21 protein-coding genes are annotated in these 19,995 nt (G+C 47.1%); 14 read left to right on the top strand and 7 right to left on the bottom strand.

The window, feature by feature from the left end; all coding sequences use genetic code 11:
* Positions 1 to 3 precede the first annotated feature (3 nt).
* From OS145_RS06745 to sucD, 5 genes are all read left to right on the top strand, one after another.
* Positions 4 to 717, top strand: a complete 714-nt coding sequence (locus OS145_RS06745; protein ID WP_006955520.1) for a succinate dehydrogenase iron-sulfur subunit — start codon at positions 4 to 6, stop codon at positions 715 to 717.
* Positions 718 to 825: 108 nt separating this feature from the next.
* Positions 826 to 3,630 carry a 2-oxoglutarate dehydrogenase E1 component gene (locus OS145_RS06740; protein ID WP_006955519.1) on the top strand — a complete coding sequence of 935 codons (2,805 nt, stop codon included), beginning with the start codon at positions 826 to 828 and terminating at the stop codon, positions 3,628 to 3,630.
* 13 nt (positions 3,631 to 3,643) lie between these two features.
* Positions 3,644 to 5,209: a 2-oxoglutarate dehydrogenase complex dihydrolipoyllysine-residue succinyltransferase gene (gene odhB / locus OS145_RS06735; RefSeq protein ID WP_006955518.1), complete on the top strand. Its 1,566-nt coding sequence runs from the start codon at positions 3,644 to 3,646 to the stop codon at positions 5,207 to 5,209.
* A 138-nt stretch (positions 5,210 to 5,347) separates the two neighbouring features.
* Entirely contained in the window at positions 5,348 to 6,514 is a 1,167-nt protein-coding gene (gene sucC, locus OS145_RS06730) for an ADP-forming succinate--CoA ligase subunit beta (RefSeq protein ID WP_006955517.1), read from the top strand.
* Positions 6,514 to 7,386: a succinate--CoA ligase subunit alpha gene (gene sucD, locus OS145_RS06725; protein ID WP_006955516.1), complete on the top strand. Its 873-nt coding sequence runs from the start codon at positions 6,514 to 6,516 to the stop codon at positions 7,384 to 7,386. The genes sucC and sucD overlap by 1 nt, the downstream gene beginning before the upstream one ends.
* Positions 7,387 to 7,460: 74 nt before the next feature.
* Here the strand turns inward: sucD and OS145_RS06720 are convergent, their stop codons facing one another.
* Positions 7,461 to 8,471 (bottom strand): alpha/beta fold hydrolase, encoded by a 1,011-nt coding sequence (locus tag OS145_RS06720; protein ID WP_083773246.1) that lies wholly within the window; start codon positions 8,469 to 8,471, stop codon positions 7,461 to 7,463.
* A gap of 139 nt (positions 8,472 to 8,610) precedes the next feature.
* Here OS145_RS06720 and OS145_RS06715 point away from each other — a divergent pair, with 139 nt between their 5' ends.
* Genes OS145_RS06715 through OS145_RS06705 form a run of 3 tightly spaced genes read left to right on the top strand, consistent with a single transcriptional unit; the run spans position 8,611 to position 11,702 of the window.
* A complete protein-coding gene (locus OS145_RS06715; RefSeq protein ID WP_006955513.1) occupies positions 8,611 to 9,849 on the top strand; it encodes an acyl-CoA dehydrogenase family protein in 1,239 nt (412 codons plus the stop codon).
* Positions 9,839 to 10,921, top strand: a complete 1,083-nt coding sequence (locus OS145_RS06710; RefSeq protein WP_006955511.1) for a phosphotransferase family protein — start codon at positions 9,839 to 9,841, stop codon at positions 10,919 to 10,921. Before OS145_RS06715 ends, OS145_RS06710 begins: the two co-directional genes overlap by 11 nt.
* A gap of 13 nt (positions 10,922 to 10,934) precedes the next feature.
* Positions 10,935 to 11,702 (top strand): SDR family oxidoreductase, encoded by a 768-nt coding sequence (locus tag OS145_RS06705; RefSeq protein ID WP_006955510.1) that lies wholly within the window; start codon positions 10,935 to 10,937, stop codon positions 11,700 to 11,702.
* On the opposite strand, the gene OS145_RS06700 is transcribed toward OS145_RS06705, so the two are convergent.
* Positions 11,703 to 12,155 (bottom strand): hypothetical protein, encoded by a 453-nt coding sequence (locus OS145_RS06700; RefSeq protein WP_006955509.1) that lies wholly within the window; start codon positions 12,153 to 12,155, stop codon positions 11,703 to 11,705. It lies immediately after the preceding gene.
* Between the two features lie 112 nt (positions 12,156 to 12,267).
* Here OS145_RS06700 and OS145_RS06695 point away from each other — a divergent pair, with 112 nt between their 5' ends.
* Genes OS145_RS06695 through glnS form a run of 6 tightly spaced genes read left to right on the top strand, consistent with a single transcriptional unit; the run spans position 12,268 to position 17,135 of the window.
* Complete coding sequence (locus tag OS145_RS06695) at positions 12,268 to 12,528, top strand: hypothetical protein (RefSeq protein WP_006955508.1); 261 nt, start codon at positions 12,268 to 12,270, stop codon at positions 12,526 to 12,528.
* An 11-nt stretch (positions 12,529 to 12,539) separates the two neighbouring features.
* Positions 12,540 to 12,944, top strand: a complete 405-nt coding sequence (locus OS145_RS06690) for a hypothetical protein (RefSeq protein ID WP_006955507.1) — start codon at positions 12,540 to 12,542, stop codon at positions 12,942 to 12,944.
* Between the two features lie 13 nt (positions 12,945 to 12,957).
* Positions 12,958 to 13,734, top strand: a complete 777-nt coding sequence (locus OS145_RS06685; RefSeq protein WP_006955506.1) for a 5-oxoprolinase subunit PxpA — start codon at positions 12,958 to 12,960, stop codon at positions 13,732 to 13,734.
* A gap of 20 nt (positions 13,735 to 13,754) precedes the next feature.
* Positions 13,755 to 14,456 (top strand): 5-oxoprolinase subunit PxpB, encoded by a 702-nt coding sequence (gene pxpB / locus OS145_RS06680; protein ID WP_006955505.1) that lies wholly within the window; start codon positions 13,755 to 13,757, stop codon positions 14,454 to 14,456.
* Positions 14,453 to 15,394, top strand: coding sequence for a 5-oxoprolinase subunit C family protein (locus tag OS145_RS06675; protein WP_006955504.1), 942 nt, complete (start codon positions 14,453 to 14,455; stop codon positions 15,392 to 15,394). Before pxpB ends, OS145_RS06675 begins: the two co-directional genes overlap by 4 nt.
* 58 nt (positions 15,395 to 15,452) lie before the next feature.
* The gene (gene glnS / locus OS145_RS06670; protein WP_006955503.1) at positions 15,453 to 17,135 is read left to right on the top strand and encodes a glutamine--tRNA ligase; all 1,683 of its coding nucleotides are present in this window, start codon (positions 15,453 to 15,455) and stop codon (positions 17,133 to 17,135) included.
* 36 nt (positions 17,136 to 17,171) lie between these two features.
* On the opposite strand, the gene OS145_RS06665 is transcribed toward glnS, so the two are convergent.
* The 5 genes from OS145_RS06665 to OS145_RS06645 form a co-directional block, all read right to left on the bottom strand.
* The gene (locus OS145_RS06665) at positions 17,172 to 18,215 is read right to left on the bottom strand and encodes a saccharopine dehydrogenase family protein (protein ID WP_006955502.1); all 1,044 of its coding nucleotides are present in this window, start codon (positions 18,213 to 18,215) and stop codon (positions 17,172 to 17,174) included.
* Positions 18,216 to 18,217: 2 nt separating this feature from the next.
* Complete coding sequence (gene fur, locus OS145_RS06660) at positions 18,218 to 18,661, bottom strand: ferric iron uptake transcriptional regulator (RefSeq protein ID WP_006955501.1); 444 nt, start codon at positions 18,659 to 18,661, stop codon at positions 18,218 to 18,220.
* A gap of 61 nt (positions 18,662 to 18,722) precedes the next feature.
* Positions 18,723 to 19,250: a flavodoxin FldA gene (gene fldA / locus OS145_RS06655; RefSeq protein ID WP_006955500.1), complete on the bottom strand. Its 528-nt coding sequence runs from the start codon at positions 19,248 to 19,250 to the stop codon at positions 18,723 to 18,725.
* Positions 19,251 to 19,253: 3 nt separating this feature from the next.
* Complete coding sequence (gene ybfE, locus OS145_RS06650) at positions 19,254 to 19,601, bottom strand: LexA regulated protein (RefSeq protein WP_006955499.1); 348 nt, start codon at positions 19,599 to 19,601, stop codon at positions 19,254 to 19,256.
* Positions 19,594 to 19,809, bottom strand: a complete 216-nt coding sequence (locus tag OS145_RS06645; protein ID WP_006955498.1) for a DUF2788 domain-containing protein — start codon at positions 19,807 to 19,809, stop codon at positions 19,594 to 19,596. Before OS145_RS06645 ends, ybfE begins: the two co-directional genes overlap by 8 nt.
* Positions 19,810 to 19,995: the final 186 nt, after the last annotated feature.

The raw sequence follows: 19,995 nt of genomic DNA, 5'->3' as shown, positions 1-19,995 counted from the left end.
ACGATGAAAACAGTTAATATTTCGATTTATCGTTACAACCCGGATGTTGATGACGCACCGTATATGAAAGACTATTCTCTTGAAATTGAAGAGAATCAGGATCTGATGGTGCTGGATCTTTTGATTAAATTGAAGGAAAAAGATCCGTCGTTAGCGTTCCGGCGCTCATGTCGTGAGGGCGTGTGTGGCTCTGACGGTTTAAACATGAACGGTAAAAATGGTTTGGCCTGTATCACGCCAATGTCATCTTTGAAAGGTGGCAAGATCGTGATTCGTCCGTTACCTGGCTTACCGGTCATCCGTGACTTGATTGTAGATATGAGTCAGTTCTACAAACAGTACGAGAAAATTAAGCCGTATCTTATCAATGATGAGAAAACGCCACCGGCGCGTGAACGTCTGCAATCGCCAGAAGAGCGTGCGAAGTTAGACGGCTTATACGAGTGCATTCTCTGTGCTTGTTGCTCAACTTCGTGCCCATCATTCTGGTGGAACCCAGATAAGTTTATCGGTCCTGCCGGTTTGTTGCATGCATACCGTTTCTTGATCGATAGTCGTGACACGGCGACTGAACAGCGTCTTGATGATCTTGACGATGCCTTCAGTGTGTTCCGTTGCCACGGCATCATGAACTGTGTGAATGTTTGTCCTAAAGGGTTGAACCCAACTAAGGCAATCGGTCACATTAAATCGATGTTGCTGAGCCGTGCAGTTTAATTGCAGCGCCTTAGCAAGAAATCGTTATAATTGATGCTGAAGATGGCCATCCGGCTCACGGATGGCTATTTCTTATAGTTTGAACAAATTGAGTGTGAAGGATACGCAATGCAAGAGGGTGTAATGCGTGAATGGCTAGAATCATCGCATCTAGCCGGAGGCAATATCGCTTATATCGAACAAATGTTCGAAGCTTACCTCGATGATCCTACTGCAGTGAGTGATGAGTGGCGAAATATGTTCGACTCATTGCCAACCAATGACCATGCAGTAGATGCTAAATTAAGTGACGTACGGGAACAGTTTCGTACGCTTGCGAAGAATAAACTCAAGCAAGCTGGCGGTCAGTCGTCAGTAGCGGATCAGAAACAAGTACGCGTTTTACAGCTCATTAATGCATACCGTTTCCGTGGTCATCAACACGCTAACCTCGATCCTCTTGGCTTGTGGAAACAAGAAGAGGTACCCGACCTTTCACTTGCTTTTCATGACTTAACTAAAGACGATTTGGACCGTGAGTTTAACGTTGGTTCGTTAGCCGTTGGCAGCGAAACGATGAAGCTCAAGGATATTCACAAAGCGTTAGAAGATATTTATTGTGGCCCGATTGGTGCAGAATATATGCACATCGTGTCGACAGAGGAAAAACGTTGGATTCAGCAGCGCTTAGAAGGTGTTCGCGGTAAGCCAAGCTTTGATAAAGAGCAGCAGACCGGCATCTTACGTGAACTGACTGCTGCCGACGGTTTAGAAAAATACCTAGGCTCTAAGTTTCCAGGTGCTAAGCGTTTCTCACTCGAAGGTGGCGATAGCTTAGTTCCGCTATTGAAGTCATTGATTCGTCGCTCAGGCGAGCAGGGCACGCAAGAAGTCGTTATTGGCATGGCCCACCGCGGTCGTCTAAACGTGTTAGTCAACGTGCTCGGTAAAAAGCCACAAGATTTGTTTGACGAATTTGCCGGTAAACATGCGGCAAACAAAGGTTCAGGTGACGTTAAATACCACATGGGCTTCTCGTCAGATTTTGCAACGCCCGGTGGCGATGTTCACTTGGCGCTAGCCTTTAACCCATCACACTTAGAAATCGTTAATCCAGTGGTTATGGGTTCGGTGCGTGCGCGCATGGATCGTCTACAAGATCCGAAAGGCGATAAAGTACTGCCGATAACCATTCATGGGGATGCGGCAATTGCTGGTCAAGGTATCGTACAAGAGACATTTAACATGTCTAAAACGCGTGCTTATCAGGTCGGCGGCTCGGTACGTGTCGTGGTGAATAACCAAGTTGGCTTTACCACATCGAAGCAAGAAGACGCGCGTTCAACTCAGTACTGTACTGATATTGCAAAAATGGTCCAAGCACCGATTTTCCATGTTAACGCAGATGACCCTGAAGCTGTGGTCTTTGTAACGCAATTGGCATTGGATTTCCGCAATACCTTTAAACGTGACGTTGTAATCGACTTGGTGTGTTACCGCCGCCACGGTCACAACGAAGCAGACGAGCCAAGTGCTACACAACCATTGATGTATGCGAAAGTGAAAAAGCACCCAGTGCCGCGTGAAATCTACGCAGAGCGTTTGTCAAAGGCTAACGTGGTCAGTGAAGACGACGCTAAACAATGGGTGCAAGACTACCGTGATGCCTTAGATAAGGGTGAGGTCGTCGTCGAAGAACACCGTCCGATGCGTAAGCATTCGGTCGATTGGAGCCCGTACGTGGGCAACGATTGGGACGTCGACTATGACTATAAAGTGTCAAAATCGACGCTTGCGACATTGGGTGAGAAGATTGCTCAGTATCCAGAAGAACATAAGCTGAACTCTCGCGTTGCTAAGGTCTATCAAGAACGCATGAAAATGGCTAAAGGCGATAAGCCGATGGACTGGGGTTTTGCAGAAACCTTAGCTTATGCCACCTTGTTGGATAAAGGTATCCATATCCGTTTGACCGGTCAGGACTCGGGTCGTGGTACGTTCTTCCATCGTCATGCCGTGTTGCACAACCAAAAAGATGCATCGACTTACATGCCATTGAATCACATTAAAGATGATCAAGGTGTGGTAGAAATCTACGATTCGGTCTTATCGGAAGCGGCGGTAGTTGCGTTCGAATATGGTTATGCGACCGCTGAGCCCAAGTCATTGGTCATGTGGGAAGCGCAATTTGGTGACTTTGCCAACGGTGCTCAAGTCGTGGTTGATCAGTTCTTAAGCTCCGGTGAGCAGAAGTGGGGCCGTTTATGTGGTTTGACTTTGTTGCTGCCGCACGGCTACGAAGGACAAGGTCCAGAACACTCTTCTGCACGCCTTGAACGCTTCTTGCAGCTATCAGCTGATCATAACTGGTCAGTTTGTGTGCCTACGACACCTGCGCAAGTGTTCCATATGATTCGTCGTCAGCAACTGCGTCCGGTGCGCCGTCCGCTTGTGGTGATGACACCTAAATCGTTATTACGTCACCCATTAGCTATCTCTGAAATGAGTGACTTAGAGAATACTGGTTTCCAAAATGCCATCGCTGAAATTGATGACTTGGATCCGAAAAAAGTAAAACGCGTGGTCTTGTGTTCAGGTAAAGTTTACTATGATCTGTTACAAGAACGCCGTAAACGCGAACAAGATGATGTGGCTATTATCCGTATCGAACAGCTTTATCCGTTCCCTGCGGAAGAAGTCGCAGAGATTATGAAAGATTATCAGCACGTCAAAGATTTTGTTTGGTGTCAGGAAGAGCCCCAGAACCAAGGTGCTTGGTACAGTAGCCAACATAACTTCTGGGCGGCTATTCCATCAGGTGCTCAATTAACCTATCGAGGCAGAGCCGCATCAGCTGCTCCGGCAGTCGGTTATTTATCTGAGCATAATAAACAGCAACAAAAACTCGTTGACGAAGCGCTAACCATTAAATAGGTGAAGATGAACCATGGCGATTGATATTAAAGTTCCTCAATTACCCGAATCTGTTGCCGATGCCACCATCGCAACTTGGCACGTAAAACCAGGTGACAAAGTGTCGCGTGACCAGAATCTGGTTGACATCGAAACCGATAAGGTAGTGCTCGAAGTTGTCGCTGAAGCCGATGGCGTCATTGGCGAAATCATTGCTGACGAAGGCACTACGGTGACTGCTGAAGAAGTGATTGGCAAAATCGAAGAAGGCGCGGGTGACGATAGCAACGACGATAGCGATAGCAAAGATTCGGCTGAAGAAGATAAGAAAGAAGAAAGTTCGTCAAAAGACGACAATGCTTCTGAAAAATCAGGCTCGGGCGAAGGCTCAGGCGAAAAAATTGAAGTCAAAGTACCGCAGTTACCTGAATCTGTCTCTGATGCAACCATTGCAACTTGGCATGTGAAAGCAGGCGACGCTGTTAAGCGCGACCAAAACCTTGTCGATATTGAAACTGACAAAGTGGTTCTTGAAGTTGTCGCGCCAGCCGATGGTGTCTTAGCTGAAATCACGCAAGACGAAGGCGCGACAGTGGGTGCTGACGATGTGATTGGCACGGTTGAAGCGGGCGCAGCTGCATCAGGCTCTGCTGATAAATCCTCGGCAAAGTCTGAAGAGACTTCAACTGAGCAGAAAGACGAAGGCGACAGCGAAGTCGCAGGTCCGGCCGTACGTCGTTTGTTAGGCGAGCATGGTCTGAAACCGAGTGACGTAAAAGGCACTGGCAAAGGTGGTCGTGTGACCAAAGAAGACGTTGAGAAACACGTTAAAGGCCAACAGTCTAAGTCAAGCTCTAGCAGCAGCCAGAGTGCGTCTCAGCAGCCGCAAGCGGCGGGTGACCGTGACCAAAAACGCGTACCGATGACGCGTTTACGTAAACGTATCGCCGAGCGTTTATTACAAGCTAAGAACGACACGGCAATGTTGACGACGTTTAACGAAATCAACATGAAGCCGATTATGGACCTTCGTAAAAAGTACAAAGATGTGTTTGAAGAAACACACGGTACACGCTTAGGTTTCATGGGCTTTTACGTTAAAGCGGTCACAGAAGCATTAAAACGCTTCCCTGATGTCAACGCATCGATTGACGGTGATGATATCGTTTATCACAACTTCTTCGATGTAAGCATCGCGGTTTCAACACCACGTGGGTTGGTTACGCCTGTGTTACGTGATACTGACAAAATGTCGATCGCAGACATGGAAAACGGTATTCGTGAATTGGCTATCAAAGGACGTGATGGAAAACTCACATTGGAAGAAATGCAGGGTGGAAACTTCACAATCACTAACGGTGGTGTGTTTGGTTCACTGCTTTCAACTCCTATTTTGAACCCACCACAAAGCGCGATTTTGGGTATGCACAAAATCCAAGAACGCCCCATGGTGGTGGATGGTAAAATTGAGATTTTGCCAATGATGTATTTGGCATTGTCTTATGACCACCGTATTATCGACGGCAAACAATCGGTTGGCTTTTTAGTCACGGTTAAAGAGCTGTTGGAAGATCCTCAACGTCTTATCCTGGATATCTAAAGACGCTGAGCACTCAGCCGTAAGTTGGATTCCAGCTTACGGCTGTTATTTTTGCGCCGTACGCGTTAGAATTCGGCGCGGTATTCGGGTAGGCAGCATTTCGCTGCTTTTGTTGTTTCAACGAATCGGAAGAGCATCATGAATTTGCATGAGTATCAGGGTAAGCAACTCTTTAAAGAGTTTGGTTTGCCAGTATCTGAAGGTTTTGCGTGCGATACTGCTGATGAAGCAGTTGAAGCGGCAAAACGTATTGGTGGAGACACTTGGGTTGTTAAATGTCAGGTTCACGCTGGCGGCCGCGGTAAAGCGGGCGGTGTGAAGTTGGTAAAAAGCACTGACGAAGTTCGCGCTTTTGCTGAGCAGTGGTTAGGTAAAAACTTAGTAACTTTCCAAACCGACGAAAATGGTCAGCCGGTTGCTAAGATTTTAGTTGAAAGCTGCACTGACATTGCAGACGAGCTTTACCTAGGTGCAGTTGTAGACCGTGGTTCACGTAAAATCGTGTTCATGGCATCAACTGAAGGCGGCGTTGAAATCGAGAAAGTCGCTGAAGAAACACCAGAAAAAATCTTGAAAGTTGAAATCGATCCGACCGTAGGCGCACAGCCTTTCCAAGGTCGTGAATTAGGTTTCAAATTGGGCCTTTCTGCAGATCAGGTGAAGCAGTTCACCAAAATCTTCTTAGGCTTAGCGAAAATGTTCGAGCAATACGACTTGGCATTGCTTGAAATTAACCCGCTCGTTATCACTGACGAAGGCAACTTGCACTGCCTAGACGCTAAAGTAGGCATCGATAGCAACGCATTGTACCGTCAGCCAAAAATCCGCGAAATGCACGATCCGTCACAAGACGACGCGCGTGAAGCAGAAGCGGCTAAGTGGGAACTAAACTACGTTGCACTCGACGGCAACATCGGTTGTATGGTTAACGGCGCTGGTTTGGCGATGGGTACGATGGACATCGTTAAGTTAAGCGGTGGCGAACCTGCAAACTTCCTTGACGTTGGTGGCGGTGCAACTAAAGAACGCGTTTCTGAAGCATTCAAAATCATCTTGTCTGACAGCTCTGTAAAAGCCGTACTGGTTAACATCTTTGGTGGTATCGTCCGTTGTGACATGATCGCTGAGGGTATCATCGGTGCCGTCGAAGAAGTGGGCGTTAAAGTACCGGTTGTTGTTCGCCTTGAAGGTAACAATGCTGAACTAGGTACGCAGAAATTGAATGAAAGTGGCCTAAACATTATCGCAGCAGAAAGCCTTTCTGACGCTGCTGATAAAGTGGTTGCTGCGGCAGGAGGTCAATAATGAGCGTTTTGATCGATAAAAACACCAAAGTTATCTGCCAGGGTTTCACTGGTGGTCAAGGTACGTTCCACTCTGAGCAAGCAATTGCGTATGGTACGCAAATGGTTGGCGGTGTAACACCGGGTAAAGGTGGCCAAGAGCATTTAGGTCTACCTGTCTTCAACACTGTTAAAGAAGCGGTGGAAGCGACTGGCGCAACAGCATCAGTTATCTACGTACCGGCACCTTTCTGTAAGGATTCAATCATCGAAGCTGCAGATGCGGGTATCGAACTGATTGTTTGTATTACTGAAGGTATCCCAACATTGGACATGTTGTACGTTAAGGAATACTTGACGCACAAAGGTGTTCGTATGATTGGTCCAAACTGCCCAGGCGTTATCACTCCTGATGAATGTAAGATCGGTATCATGCCAGGTCACATTCACAAGAAAGGTAAAGTCGGCATCGTATCGCGTTCAGGTACTTTGACTTATGAAGCCGTTAAGCAGACTACTGACGAAGGTTTCGGTCAGTCTACTTGTGTTGGTATCGGTGGTGACCCGATCCCAGGCTCTAACTTCATCGACATCTTAGAGTTGTTCGAGAAGGATCCAGAGACCGAAGCTATTGTCATGATCGGTGAAATCGGTGGTACTGCAGAAGAAGAAGCTGCAGAATACATCAAAAACCACGTGACCAAACCTGTGGTTTCTTACATTGCAGGTGTCACTGCGCCTCCAGGTAAGCGTATGGGCCACGCCGGTGCGATCATCGCAGGCGGTAAAGGTACAGCAGACGAGAAATTTGCTGCACTTGAAGCAGCTGGCGTTAAGACTGTACGTAGCTTGGCTGATATCGGTAAAGCAGTACGTGAGAAAACAGGTTGGTAATCAACGTTGTTTAAGCTCATAAAAAGCCCGGCCTTGCGCCGGGTTTTTTGTATCTTATGTTTAACTTAATGTGTTTAAGGTAATTTTCTCTTTTCAAACATTACAAGCCATTCGGATAGCTGCTTATCGATCGTATTGTCGTATACCATCATTGCTATATGTGGGCGGTCGGGTAGGGTGATGACTTTAACGTTTGAGTTGTCATCAAACGAGGTAAAGGTTTCCTTTTTACTCAGTTTATCAAGTTCACCAACAAAAATGAGTGATGGGGGCCAGCTGGCTTGTTGTAACTGATTAGCCAATATACGTGCGGTATTGGCCTTCTCGACATTCGCTCCGACTGAAGCGGCAGCGCGTTCAATACCTGCGGTAATATAATCATCGCTAATAAACTGGGTTAGCCAAGGCGAATTGCGTTTTGTCTCGATAAGCGCAGCTTCGGTAAAGTTATTCATCGGAGCAATGCCGATGAAACCATCGATCTTGCCATGCTTCGCGATATATTGTGCAGCTACGCTTGCACCATAGGATTTTCCGTACAGCAACAGCGGCAAGTTTGAGTTGTCACGGATCATAGTGACTAATTGATCTAAACGTTCAACATCCGCCGGACCAAAACTCATCGGCTTATCGCTTGCACGCCCATGACCATTCAGGTCGAACAACAACACGTCGTACCCTTGCGCCCGGAGTGCTCGACTATCAATATAAAGTGAACGGCTATCGGTGCTGTAGCTGTGCAGCATAATAACCTGACCGCGCGGCTCACTTTGCTTTGATAGTTTACGCGCATGGCTGTCGTCATAGTGATATTGGGTTGTCGTGGTGGTGCCTGTTTTGCTGTTGGTCAGCGCCACATTAATGGTGCTTTCAAACGCCGTTTCTTGTTGAGCAAATCCAGCGGCAGGTGCATAAAAATAGTCCAGGTTACCGACCTTACGGGGCTGCAGGTGAAAGATATCTAGAGCTGATTGTTCATCGGAAAAGTTTAGATTCATTCCATGGGGGTGAGCCACTTGGTCAGCAACGAGGGCTGTACAGCCTGTTAACTGCAAAAGAAGAAAGGTGACTATTATTATGCGCATAGATTAATTTTTCTATTTTGTTTTTAACCGTAATAAAAATTTGACTCCAGTGCAAGCGGAGTAATCGATTTAAACTGGTTGTACCAGAAAATCATTCATGCCTACAATGTGGTTATTGGGCATTTAAAGGAAATGTAGAATGGACTTTTCACTTTCAGATAAAAGTTGTGATTATTTGTCACGCGTACAAGAATTTATCGAACAGCATATCGTCCCTTATGAGTCTGATTATCGTAAAGAAAACCAACGTCTTAATGCCGGCCCTCACTGGCGTGAATGGCAGGTGCCACCCCATGTAGCTGAATTAAAAGCCATGGCTAAGAAGGCGGGGTTATGGAACCTGTTTTTGCCCGACGCTGAGCTTGGGCAGGGACTAACAACTCTTGAGTACGCGCCTATCGCCGAGTGTATGGGGCACAGCTTGTTGGCGCCGGAAATCTTTAATTGTAATGCACCGGATACCGGCAATATGGAGGTGCTGTATCACTTTGGGAGTGCCGCGCAAAAGACGCAATGGCTTGAACCTCTCCTGGCAGGGGATATTCGTTCGGTCTTTTGTATGACGGAGCCTGATGTGGCGTCATCTGATGCAACGAACATGCAAACCACGATTACCGCTGACGGCGATGAGTGGGTGATAAACGGACGTAAATGGTGGAGCACAGGGCTTGGGCATCCCGACGCTCAATTTGCCATCGTGATGGGTTTGACGGACGCGGATGCTGATAAGCATAGCCGTCATTCGATGGTGATTGTGCCTTTAAATACACCCGGCGTGCATATTGAGCGCATGCTCCCTGCGCTGGGCGAATACGATGCGCCTTATGGTCACGGTGAAGTGATATTTGACGATGTGCGTGTACCTAAGGACCATATCATCGTCGGACCGGGCGCCGGATTTAAAATAGCGCAAGGACGTTTAGGTCCAGGCCGCATTCATCATTGCATGCGCGCCATCGGTGCTGCTGAACGGACGCTCGATATGTTTATCGAGCGCGGTACATCCCGTATTGCGTTTGGGCAACCTTTATTAAAGTTGGGTGGCAATACAGAACGTCTCGCAGATTTACGGGTTGCCATTGATCAAGCGCGTTTACTCACGCTTCATGCGGCATGGCAAATTGATAAGATGGGTGCAATGAAGGCGATTAAAGCGATTTCATCAATTAAATTGGTCGCGCCGCAAGTCCTGCAACGTGTGGTGGATGAAACCATGCAACTGTATGGTGGTGCCGCGATGTGTCATGATACGCCTTTACCCGATTTATTAGCGGTCGCTAAATCATTGCGTATTGCCGACGGCCCTGACGCAGTGCATCGTGCAACCATTGCTAAAACAGAAGTAAGAGCTTGGCAGGAGCGAATGAATGAGCGTTGATGCAAACAGCGTACTTGACCAGTCTTCTCCGGTTAGAACGGAAGAGTCGTTACCCATTGAACAGCTTGATACGTGGCTAAAAGCCGAATTGCCCGACGTATTCAGTGATGTTTCCGGGGACCTGATGGTCACTCAGTATACAGGGGGCGCATCTAATTGGACGTACCGGCTTGATTATCATGACGTCGCTCTCGTTTTACGTCGTCCTCCCGATGGCACTAAGGCGAAGTCGGCGCACGACATGGGGCGCGAGTATCGTTTTCAAAAAGCGCTTAAGCCGTATTTTCCAGAGGTGCCGGAAGTGCTTGCACACTGCAAGGATGAGTCGGTTATTGGTGCTGAATTTTATGTGATGCGTCATATAGAGGGAATTATTCCGCGTCGTCACTTTCCCCGCCAACTGGAGTTAAGTGAAACACAAGCGCGGCAATTATGTTTAAACGCGATTGACCGCCTTGTCGCGTTACATAATGTAGATATCAATGCATCGGGTCTAAGACGGTTAGCGAAAGGCAAAGGCTATACCCAGCGGCAGGTAGAAGGGTGGTGCAATCGATTTGAGCGGGCGAAAACATGGAACGTATTTGGCGCTAAAAGCATCATGCGCTGGATTCGAGAAAACCAACCGAGCGACGAGACCATTTGCATGACGCACAATGATTTTCGTTTGGACAACTTAGTATTAGATGCTGATAACCCGACTCACATCATTGGCATTCTTGATTGGGAGCTCGCGACGCTCGGTAACCCGCTGATGGACCTGGGTAATGCGTTGGCCTACTGGATTCAATCTGACGACGACAAAATTGCCCGGGCGACGAAACGACAACCGAGTGATTATCCAGGTATGTTAAATAGAGCAGAAATCATCGACTATTATTGTCAGCAGACGGGCGTAGCGGTGGCTGACTTTAAGTTCTATGAGGTGTTTGGTTTATTCCGCCTCGCCGTAATTGCTCAGCAGATTTATTATCGTTATCACCATAAGCAAACGAATAATCCAGCGTTTAAAAACTTCTGGTTTTTGGTCAACTACTTGTTATGGCGTTGCCGTCGCAAAATAAAACAATAAATGGACGTGTATTATGCAAAAACAACAAACCGTATTAATAACGGGCGCCAGTTCTGGACTGGGCGAGGGCATGGCAAGGGAATTTGCCAGTAAAGGGTATCATTTGTGCCTGTGCGCACGGCGCATTGAGCGTTTAGAAGCATTGAAAAGTGAAATCGAGCAAGCTTACCCAAAAGCTAACGTATACATTGCAGCGCTTGATGTTAACCAACACGATGATGTATTTGACGTGTTTGAGCGGTTTAAATCAGAGGCAGGCGCGATTGATAAAATCGTTGTTAATGCTGGGATGGGTAAAGGCGCTTCGTTAGGCACAGGGTACTTTGCCGCTAATCGAGCCACGGCTGAAACGAACTTTGTTGCTGCGTTGGCCCAATGCGAGGCGGCTATGGGTATTTTCAGAGCACAAGAGCGAGGTCATTTGATCACCATCGCCTCGATGAGTGCATTGCGTGGCATGCCGCGTGCAATGACGGTATATGCGGCAACCAAAGCCGGTTTAGCATCGATGTCTGAAGGGATCCGCGCTGATTTGCTTAAGACCTATGGCAACAACAGTCCTATCAAAGTCACCACATTATTCCCGGGTTATATTCGCTCGGAAATTAATGAAAAAGTAAAGAACACACCCTTTATGATTGGCACCGAAGAGGGCTGTCGTAAAATGGTAAAAGCCATAGAGAAAGCGCCCGTCAAAGCCTATGTACCCGGTTGGCCGTGGTGCGTTATTGGTTTTTTAATGAAGCGCTTACCGCTGAGTTGGGTGCTCAAACTGACCTAATTAATCATCGCATGCCGTTGCTTGGTTATCGATTGCGACAGCCAAGCTATGGCTTGTGCCTTCTTTATCCTTGTAGATAAAGACCGGTTCAGCGAGGTTAAAATCGAGCTTGTTGCCCGCATGGGAGACCGTTAGACGACGCTCGTTGAGGCGAATGCGCACACAGGGTTCGCCTGCAACGGTTAACATCCGCTGCCACTCTTCAGTCAAAGGTTCATAGAGCCATATCTCGGTACCCTGCCAAGTGGTTTCTGAACCGCGAGTACATTGATAGGTGTGCACTTCAGCAGCACGATCTTGAGTTTGTTCGAGTTGTTGTAACTGACAGTCACCGGCATGGGGTAGGTCAGGTGCCATGATGGTGTATTGGTATACGACGATACTTATTACGATTAAACCAAAGGTCACGCCAGCGGCCGCAATGATCAGCGCCATTCGTTTAAATATCTGCATGTATTGTTCAATCCCTGTCAGCGTAGGCTCTAAGGTAACATATTCTTTTTTGTCTGTTAAAAAAGCGTTATGGTGGTATTCGACCAAAGCATAATAATAACGAGGTGAATAAATGTGGCAACGTGTTACTGCAATAGTACTGCTGATTGTAGGTTTACTTTTAGCTGTACTCGGAGTCGTAAGCGAGTTTGATACTACCATTCGGCTAACGGGCGCAGGCTTAATGCTGGTGGCTTTAATTTGGCTGTATCGGTTGCCCACGTTGAATAAGCTGAATGAACAAAGTAAACAGCCGCTCAAGTGGTATCAGTCTCCAATTGTTTGGGTGCCCGTGATAGGCATTATTATTTATTGTGTGAGCTTAGCGCTGTAAGGAAAGCAGGCATGAATCTTTTTAAGCGAATTGTCATTTTAGCGGGCGCGGTGGGTCTATTTTTTTATACCGCTTCACAAGACCAATTAGTCGCTGCAATTGCTGACTATCAATTGAGTTGGTATCAATTGGGAGTGCCGATTGCATGGGGCATTATTTTGGGTGGTTTACTCGCATTGTTGCGTATTCAAAAGCTATTGAGTTGGCTGCCTCCGATTACTTTGATAGCAAGCGGCTTAACGACGATGGGGCTCGTGGGTGCTGTCGCTATTTTCGCTAAACACCAGCTAGTCGTGCTGGCTTTACCTGCCCTGCAAATTGCCAGTATCGGTGTCGGGTTGTATTTGTTTGCAGTGAGCTACACTCGATTAACAGGTGACATTACCGCACGTAAACAAGACAAAACCAAATCATGATATACTTTGTCGTATGAATACGCATACGATTAGAAAAATTACACTCAACTGTGATATCGGTGAGAGCTTTGGCGCTTATAAGATGGGCGAGGATGAACTTATCATGCCGCACATCGACTGCGCTAATATTGCATGTGGCTTTCACGCATCCGACCCACTGACGATGACTCAGACGGTGGCACTGGCAGCACAACACCAAGTCAAGATTGGGGCTCACCCGAGCTATCCAGATCTTGTTGGTTTTGGGCGGCGGCATATGGACTGCTCAGAGCAAGAAATTATTGCTCTCATCATGTATCAAGTCGGTGCACTTAATGGTATCGCCGCACGTTACGGCGAATCGGTTGCTTACGTTAAACCACATGGCGCACTTTATAATGATATGCTACGGGACAGTGAAATATTTAAAGCGGTATGTAAGGCAGTTAGTTACTTGCAAACCCAACAACGTCAACCGTTACCATTGATGGTTATGGCAACGCCGCAAAACTCTGAGTGGCAGGCATTAGCATCTAACTATGACGTTTACTTATGGTTTGAGGGCTTTGCAGACCGTCGCTATAACCACAAAGGTCGGCTTGTATCACGAAAGCAAAGCGGCTCGGTGCTGACCGAGGAAGCCGATGTACTTGAACAAGCGAACCGGTTTGCTCGACGCGAGCCTATTATTGACAAAGATGGTAACGAGCGAATGATTAGTATCGACTCACTGTGCGTTCACGGCGACAACCCATCCGCGGTCGAAACCGTGTCGAAAATACGTGAGTTACTCCACTCGATACCCGAATAACAACAAGAGGGAAACTGAGCGTGAAACCTTCCATAGTCAATGCGGGTGCTGATGCGGTGATCGTCTATTTTGCAGATGTGATCAGCATCGAGGCGAACCAACGCGTACTGCAACTTGATTCAGCGATAGCCAGCAGCGATTTAGCGATACTCGAAACCGTACCGGCATACTCATCGCTCATGGTTTATTACGATATTACCCGACATTCAGATACCGATATACGTGCCTCGATCAAAGCTATCATTGAATCCTTGCCCGAACTCCAACAGGTCAACGCTGAACAGGGTCAAACACACGTCATTCCTGTTTATTACGATGAGACGGTCGGACCTGATTTAGCACGTATTGCGGAGCTCCACGGATGCAGTGCCGAGGAGGTTATAGAGCGCCATTGCCGTGATAGCTATCGAGTATATGCGTTGGGGTTTGCACCGGGTTTTGCTTACATGGGCGAAGTCGCCGAAGATTTACAGGCACCTCGGTTGGATTCACCTAGAACACGAATCCCAGCGGGGAGTGTTGCCATTGCTGAACGGCAAACAGCGATTTATCCCTTAGCATCGCCTGGCGGCTGGAACATCATTGGCCGCACGACCTTTCCATTATATGAACCTCAGAAAGGCATTCTGAATCAACTTAACTCGGGTGATACGGTGCGATTTAAGGCGATTTCAAAGGATGAGTTTATCGCGGCTGGCGGCTCAGTGGAGGCATTCGAATGATTGAAGTGATTGAACCCGGCATGTACGCCACTATTCAGGATTTTGGTCGCTTAGGCTACTTAAAAAAAGGCTTAACGCGCGGCGGACCTATTGATGAGAATGCCTTTTTATGGGGCAACTATCTGCTAAAAAATGAGCCGGGTGCCGCTCAGATTGAAATTGTATTGGGGGGCTCAAAGTTTAAGTTTTCCACCGCTGCTGCAGTCGCCGTCTGCGGTGCAGATGTCAGCTTAAAACTGGATGACGAAGAGCGCAGTATTTGGGAAACGTTTCAGGTTGAAGCTGGGCAGGTGCTGAGTATTGGGCCTGCACGTAGCGGATTACGGGCCTATTTAGCTGTTGCAGGTGGAATACAGGTCAAGCCGCAATGGGGTAGTTGCGCGACGGTTAAGCGTGAGCAATTAGGCGGTCACCGCGGTGATGGTAGTGCGCTGCAAAAAGGCGATACATTGGCTATTGAGTCTTCAACCTGTGAGTTAACGCAACGTATTCCATGGCGTTACCGTCCTGATTACAGTAAGCCACCGGTCTTAGGTCTGATACCCGGGTTTCAGTACGACCAGTTTGCCATGGCTGAGCGCGAAAAGTTGAGTTTCCACGAGTATAAAATTAGCCAGCAAAGCGATCGGATGGGCATTCGACTCGAAGGGCCTGCCATTGAGTATGCGGGCAAAGGTTTAGTGTCAGAGGGAATCAATATTGGCTCAGTGCAGGTGCCACCGAACGGCCAACCTATTATTATGATGAACGATCGCCAAACGTTGGGGGGGTACCCTAAGCTTGGTAATATAAGTCCACTGGATCTGTCACGTTTGGCACAATGTCGACCGGGTCAAACCGTGCAGTTTACTCGAGTTGAAGTTGCTAAAGTACAACAGCAATTAAAGAACTATTATGACTTTTTTGGCATCACACCTGCTTGCCAGACGGATCATTAATTGCGATCATAAGTAATATCCTTTTTTGAGCTCAAAAGTTGTTGGAGAACATACACGCATGTCAGAAACTGAGCATCGTCCAAGTAATTTTATTCGCCAAATTATTGATAAAGATTTGGCAGAAGGAAAGCATACGTCAGTACATACTCGGTTCCCACCGGAACCGAATGGTTTTTTGCACATTGGTCATGCTAAATCAATCGTGTTGAACTTTGGTATTGCCGAAGATTACCAGGGTACCTGTAACCTGCGATTTGATGATACCAACCCATTAAAAGAAAAAGTTGATTACGTCGAGTCGATCAAACGCGATGTTGCTTGGTTAGGTTATCAGTGGGAAGGTAAGCCTCGTTATTCATCGGGGTACTTTGATGAGTTACACGGGTTTGCGATGGAGCTCATTGAAAAGGGACTCGCGTACGTGGATTTCTCTGACCAAGAGACCATGCGTGAAATGCGCGGCACGCTGAAAGAGCCGGGCACCAACAGCCCTTACCGGGACACGTCGGTCGAGGAAAACCTTGATCTGTTCAAGCGCATGACTGCGGGCGAATATAAAGATGGCGAGTGTTGCTTGAGAGCTAAAATTGATATGGCATCACCGTTCATGTGCATGCGTGATCCAGTTATCTATCGCGTGCGACACGTGCATCACCACCAAACCGGTGACAAGTGGTGTGTGTATCCAATGTATGACTTCACACATTGTATTTCTGATGCGTTAGAGGGCATTACGCATTCATTGTGTACTTTGGAGTTTCAAGATAATCGCCGTTTGTACGACTGGGTTTTGGATAATATCAGTATCGACTGTCATCCTCAGCAAATCGAATTCTCGCGCTTGAACTTGCAATATACCGTGATGAGTAAACGCATCATCAATAACTTGGTTGAGGAAGGCAAAGTGTCGGGTTGGGATGACCCTCGTGTATCGAGTATTGCGGGTTTGCGTCGTCGTGGCTACACGCCATCGTCTATCCGTGAGTTCTGTCGTCGTATTGGTGTCACCAAAATGGATAACCAAGTTGAAATGGGTATGCTTGAAGCCTGTATCCGTGATGACTTAAACGAGAATGCGCCGCGTGCGATGGCGGTAATGGATCCGATTAAACTGGTTATCGAAAACTATCCAGAGGGTCAGCAGGAGCTACTTGATGCGCCTAATCATCCGAATAACCCGGATATGGGGTGCCGCCAAGTGACTTTCTCTCGTGAAGTCTACATTGAACGTGAAGACTTCCGTGAATCGGCTAACAAGAAGTTTAAGCGACTGGTGTTAGACAAAGAAGTTCGTCTCAGAAATGGCTATGTGGTTAAGGCTGAACGCTGTGATGTTGATAGTGACGGGCAAGTAACGACCGTATACTGTACCTATGACCCTGATACTTTGGGCAAAGATCCAGCCGATGGTCGTAAAGTGAAAGGCGTTATCCATTGGGTTTCGGCAGATACAGCGAAAGAAGCTGAGTTTCGTATCTATGACCGTCTGTTCCGTGTGCCGAATCCTGCTGCGGAAGATGACTTATTCGCTGCGCTAAACCCTGACTCACTCGTGGTTAAGCACGGCTTTGTTGAAGCCAACTTAGCCGAGGCGAAAGTTGAGCAACCGTACCAGTTTGAACGTTTAGGTTATTATGTGTTGGATAGTGACGCTGAGAAAGAACAGCGCCTTATCTTTAACCAAACCGTGGGTCTACGTGATAGCTGGGCTAAAATCGAACAGCAGGGCGATGCTGCATAAGTGCTTATCAAAAAAACCGGCTCATCAGCCGGTTTTTTAATGTTCAATGAACTGATCAAGTAGTTTAGCGCCACATAGTCGGGATGGCGTGTAATAGCCACCTGGCAAAGCTTCATGTTGTAAAATATAAAGTGCGACTTCAACGGCTCCTTCTGCTGTGACGGTATAGCCATTTTTTATTTTGAAGCGCATAGATTTCGTGTCTCCACGTTTATTTTTGACCTCTCCCCAAATATAGGTCGGGTTGGCTTTACGTGCGTCTTCATCTGGACCCGCGCTACTGCGCTGATCGACTTTTGCTTTCAGTTGGTTCTGTACCCAGCGTGACTTAAACAACCATCGTAACCAGTTCACTCTACGAAGTCGTTTAATTAACTTAGGTGGGGCTGGAATATAAACTTCAATGTTGGGTATCGATGTGGTGTAAAATGCAGTCGCCACATCGCCCCATGGAATGGTCATCGCCGACTTAACACCGTTACCAAAGTCAATGCGGCGCTCTTTCCATGCCAATGGCACTGAGCTGACAATACCGTCGATGCGTGCTGCGCCTCCATGTCCTAAACGCTCAATACTTGTTTTAGCTGTGCCGCGGCTCATTCTTGAGGCCGAATCAAATCCCAACGCGAGATGTGTTGCGTCAGGCATTTGTGCATACAGACGTGCAGCCAAGCAATCCGTAGGAATGACATCGAAGCCCACACCTGGGCAGAGCACGATACCTGCTTTTTTAGCAGCCTCAGACTGCGAGTGTGCATATTCAAACACGTCAATCTCGCCAGTAATATCAAGATAATGCGTAGCGGTGCTAATACAGGCTTGAATGAGCGGGGCGGCCGTTTTGCTGAAAGGACCTGCACAATTGATAACCAGATCGATGTCAATCAGTTGCTGTTTGACCTGTGACGGATCTGAAAGGCTGAAAACACGGTGCTGGAGCTGAAGCGCCCCAGCGAAGTGTTCGATTTCGGTTGCGTTACGTCCTGCAAGTACAGGGTGATAACCTCGTGCGACGGCTTTATGAGCAATGAGTTTACCTGAGTATCCATTTGCACCATAGATAAGCCAACGCAGTGCCATCGTTAGGCTTCCTCAGCTGCTTTATATTCGCAACCTTCACCTCGTTGACACTCGCCATAAAGATATAAGCTATGATTAGTTAGTTTGATTTTATTTTGCTCGGCAATACGTACCTGACGTTCTTCGATAACATCATCTTCGAACTCAAACACGTGACCGCAGGTTAAGCACACCAAATGATCGTGGTGTTCTTTCGCACTGAGTTCAAAGACCGAACGACCGCCTTCAAAATGGTGACGGGTAATAATACCTGCATCATCGAACTGGTTTAACACGCGGTAAACCGTGGCGAGGCCAATTTCATCCTTTTGCTCAAGCAAAATCTTGTAGACGTCTTCGGCACTGATATGCTGATTATCTGGTTGCTTAAGGATCTCCAAAATTTTTACGCGTGGGGACGTTACTTTAAGACCAGCTTTTTTCAATTGTTCATCATTTGTCGCCATGGTGCTCTTCGCTTTTTGTTTAGTTGTTCAATAGCTTTGCTCAAAATAGCGCAAAACCATCCTAGTTGGCTAGCTCTGCGAGACACATCTCTTCATAAACCTGTTTACACCATTGGGTAACACGGTCTTTTGTCAGTTCTGGCTGACGATCTTCATCGATACCTAAACCCACAAAATGATTTTCATCGACCAACCCTTTTGAAGCCTCAAAGTGATAGCTCTCGGTTGGCCAATGACCAACAATGATTGCTCCTCTTGCTTCAACGATATCGCGCACCATACCCATTGCGTCTAAGAAGTACTCGGCGTAGTCCTCTTGGTCTCCGCAGCCGAAGATGGCGACGAGTTTGTCAGTAAAATCAATTTCTTCTAACTCAGGGAAGAAGTCATCCCAGTCACACTGCGCTTCCCCGTAATACCAAGTGGGAATACCAAATAAAAGAAGATCGTAGCTCGCAATATCTTCCTTACTCGATTTTGCAATATCTTTGACCTCAACAAGCTTTTTGCCGAGTTCTTTTTCAATCATGTGGGCGACCGCTTCGGTATTACCCGTATCACTTCCAAAGAAAATTCCAACAGTTGCCATAAATCAACTTTCACCTGATTTTACTAAATTAACGACAGCTGGCAGCACTTGTTCTTGGTTTGCCAGCGAGATTTTAATCATCGCTTCGACTAAATCGCTGCGGGTGCAGCCCGAGGATGATGCGACTTCGTTCAAATGCTCATGCACTGACTGGTCGACTTTCAATTCTATTCGCTTTCTACCTTGACGTCGGTCTCGTTGCAGTTGCCGACGCTTATTAATTTTTAACTGCTCATTACGTGGTAATGGATTTGTTCGAGGTCGACCTTTACGCGGTTGATCAAGGAACAAATCGATCGTTACTTTATCCGTGTTTTCTTTTGCCATGTGTTTTCGGTCGATTTTAGACACCGACCTCCCAAATCACTTGGATAATGCCTTTAGCAATAAAACCAAAGCAGCCAAGAAACAACACCATCCATACGATAATGCGTCCGAATTTGGGGACCGATGAGCGATTAAGCACATCTCGAATAGCTAAGCCTATTAGTAAGAAAAGTATACCTAGCGTAATATTAGTAACGAGTACTTCTATTTGCTCATAATATTCAGCCAACATCCTTAAGATACCACCCTATAGGCCGACAGAAACGCCTCTTATAATAGCACAGTAGACTGTTAAAGACGACCGTGGCTCGCTAGAAAATCCTTTACAAGACGATTGAAAATGCGCGGTTTTTCGGCATGTAACCAATGGCCTGTGTTTTCAACAACTTTAACCTGCGAATTACTAAAACGCTCGGTG

The organism is Idiomarina baltica OS145 (genome assembly GCF_000152885.1).
Taxonomy (GTDB): domain Bacteria; phylum Pseudomonadota; class Gammaproteobacteria; order Enterobacterales; family Alteromonadaceae; genus Idiomarina; species Idiomarina baltica.
Note: the sequence above shows the minus strand (reverse complement) of the source record. Positions and strands in the feature narration are given on the sequence as shown.

Excerpts from the sequence above, each read along its gene's own strand:
- OS145_RS06745 (WP_006955520.1), top strand. The coding sequence starts at position 4 with ATGAAAACAGTTAATATTTCGATTTATCGTTACAACCCGGATGTTGAT.
- OS145_RS06740 (WP_006955519.1), top strand. The coding sequence starts at position 826 with ATGCAAGAGGGTGTAATGCGTGAATGGCTAGAATCATCGCATCTAGCC.
- odhB (WP_006955518.1), top strand. The coding sequence starts at position 3,644 with ATGGCGATTGATATTAAAGTTCCTCAATTACCCGAATCTGTTGCCGAT.
- sucC (WP_006955517.1), top strand. The coding sequence starts at position 5,348 with ATGAATTTGCATGAGTATCAGGGTAAGCAACTCTTTAAAGAGTTTGGT.
- sucD (WP_006955516.1), top strand. The coding sequence starts at position 6,514 with ATGAGCGTTTTGATCGATAAAAACACCAAAGTTATCTGCCAGGGTTTC.
- OS145_RS06720 (WP_083773246.1), bottom strand. The coding sequence starts at position 8,471 with ATGCGCATAATAATAGTCACCTTTCTTCTTTTGCAGTTAACAGGCTGT.
- OS145_RS06715 (WP_006955513.1), top strand. The coding sequence starts at position 8,611 with ATGGACTTTTCACTTTCAGATAAAAGTTGTGATTATTTGTCACGCGTA.
- OS145_RS06710 (WP_006955511.1), top strand. The coding sequence starts at position 9,839 with ATGAGCGTTGATGCAAACAGCGTACTTGACCAGTCTTCTCCGGTTAGA.
- OS145_RS06705 (WP_006955510.1), top strand. The coding sequence starts at position 10,935 with ATGCAAAAACAACAAACCGTATTAATAACGGGCGCCAGTTCTGGACTG.
- OS145_RS06700 (WP_006955509.1), bottom strand. The coding sequence starts at position 12,155 with ATGCAGATATTTAAACGAATGGCGCTGATCATTGCGGCCGCTGGCGTG.
- OS145_RS06695 (WP_006955508.1), top strand. The coding sequence starts at position 12,268 with ATGTGGCAACGTGTTACTGCAATAGTACTGCTGATTGTAGGTTTACTT.
- OS145_RS06690 (WP_006955507.1), top strand. The coding sequence starts at position 12,540 with ATGAATCTTTTTAAGCGAATTGTCATTTTAGCGGGCGCGGTGGGTCTA.
- OS145_RS06685 (WP_006955506.1), top strand. The coding sequence starts at position 12,958 with ATGAATACGCATACGATTAGAAAAATTACACTCAACTGTGATATCGGT.
- OS145_RS06675 (WP_006955504.1), top strand. The coding sequence starts at position 14,453 with ATGATTGAAGTGATTGAACCCGGCATGTACGCCACTATTCAGGATTTT.
- glnS (WP_006955503.1), top strand. The coding sequence starts at position 15,453 with ATGTCAGAAACTGAGCATCGTCCAAGTAATTTTATTCGCCAAATTATT.
- OS145_RS06665 (WP_006955502.1), bottom strand. The coding sequence starts at position 18,215 with ATGGCACTGCGTTGGCTTATCTATGGTGCAAATGGATACTCAGGTAAA.
- fur (WP_006955501.1), bottom strand. The coding sequence starts at position 18,661 with ATGGCGACAAATGATGAACAATTGAAAAAAGCTGGTCTTAAAGTAACG.
- fldA (WP_006955500.1), bottom strand. The coding sequence starts at position 19,250 with ATGGCAACTGTTGGAATTTTCTTTGGAAGTGATACGGGTAATACCGAA.
- OS145_RS06645 (WP_006955498.1), bottom strand. The coding sequence starts at position 19,809 with ATGTTGGCTGAATATTATGAGCAAATAGAAGTACTCGTTACTAATATT.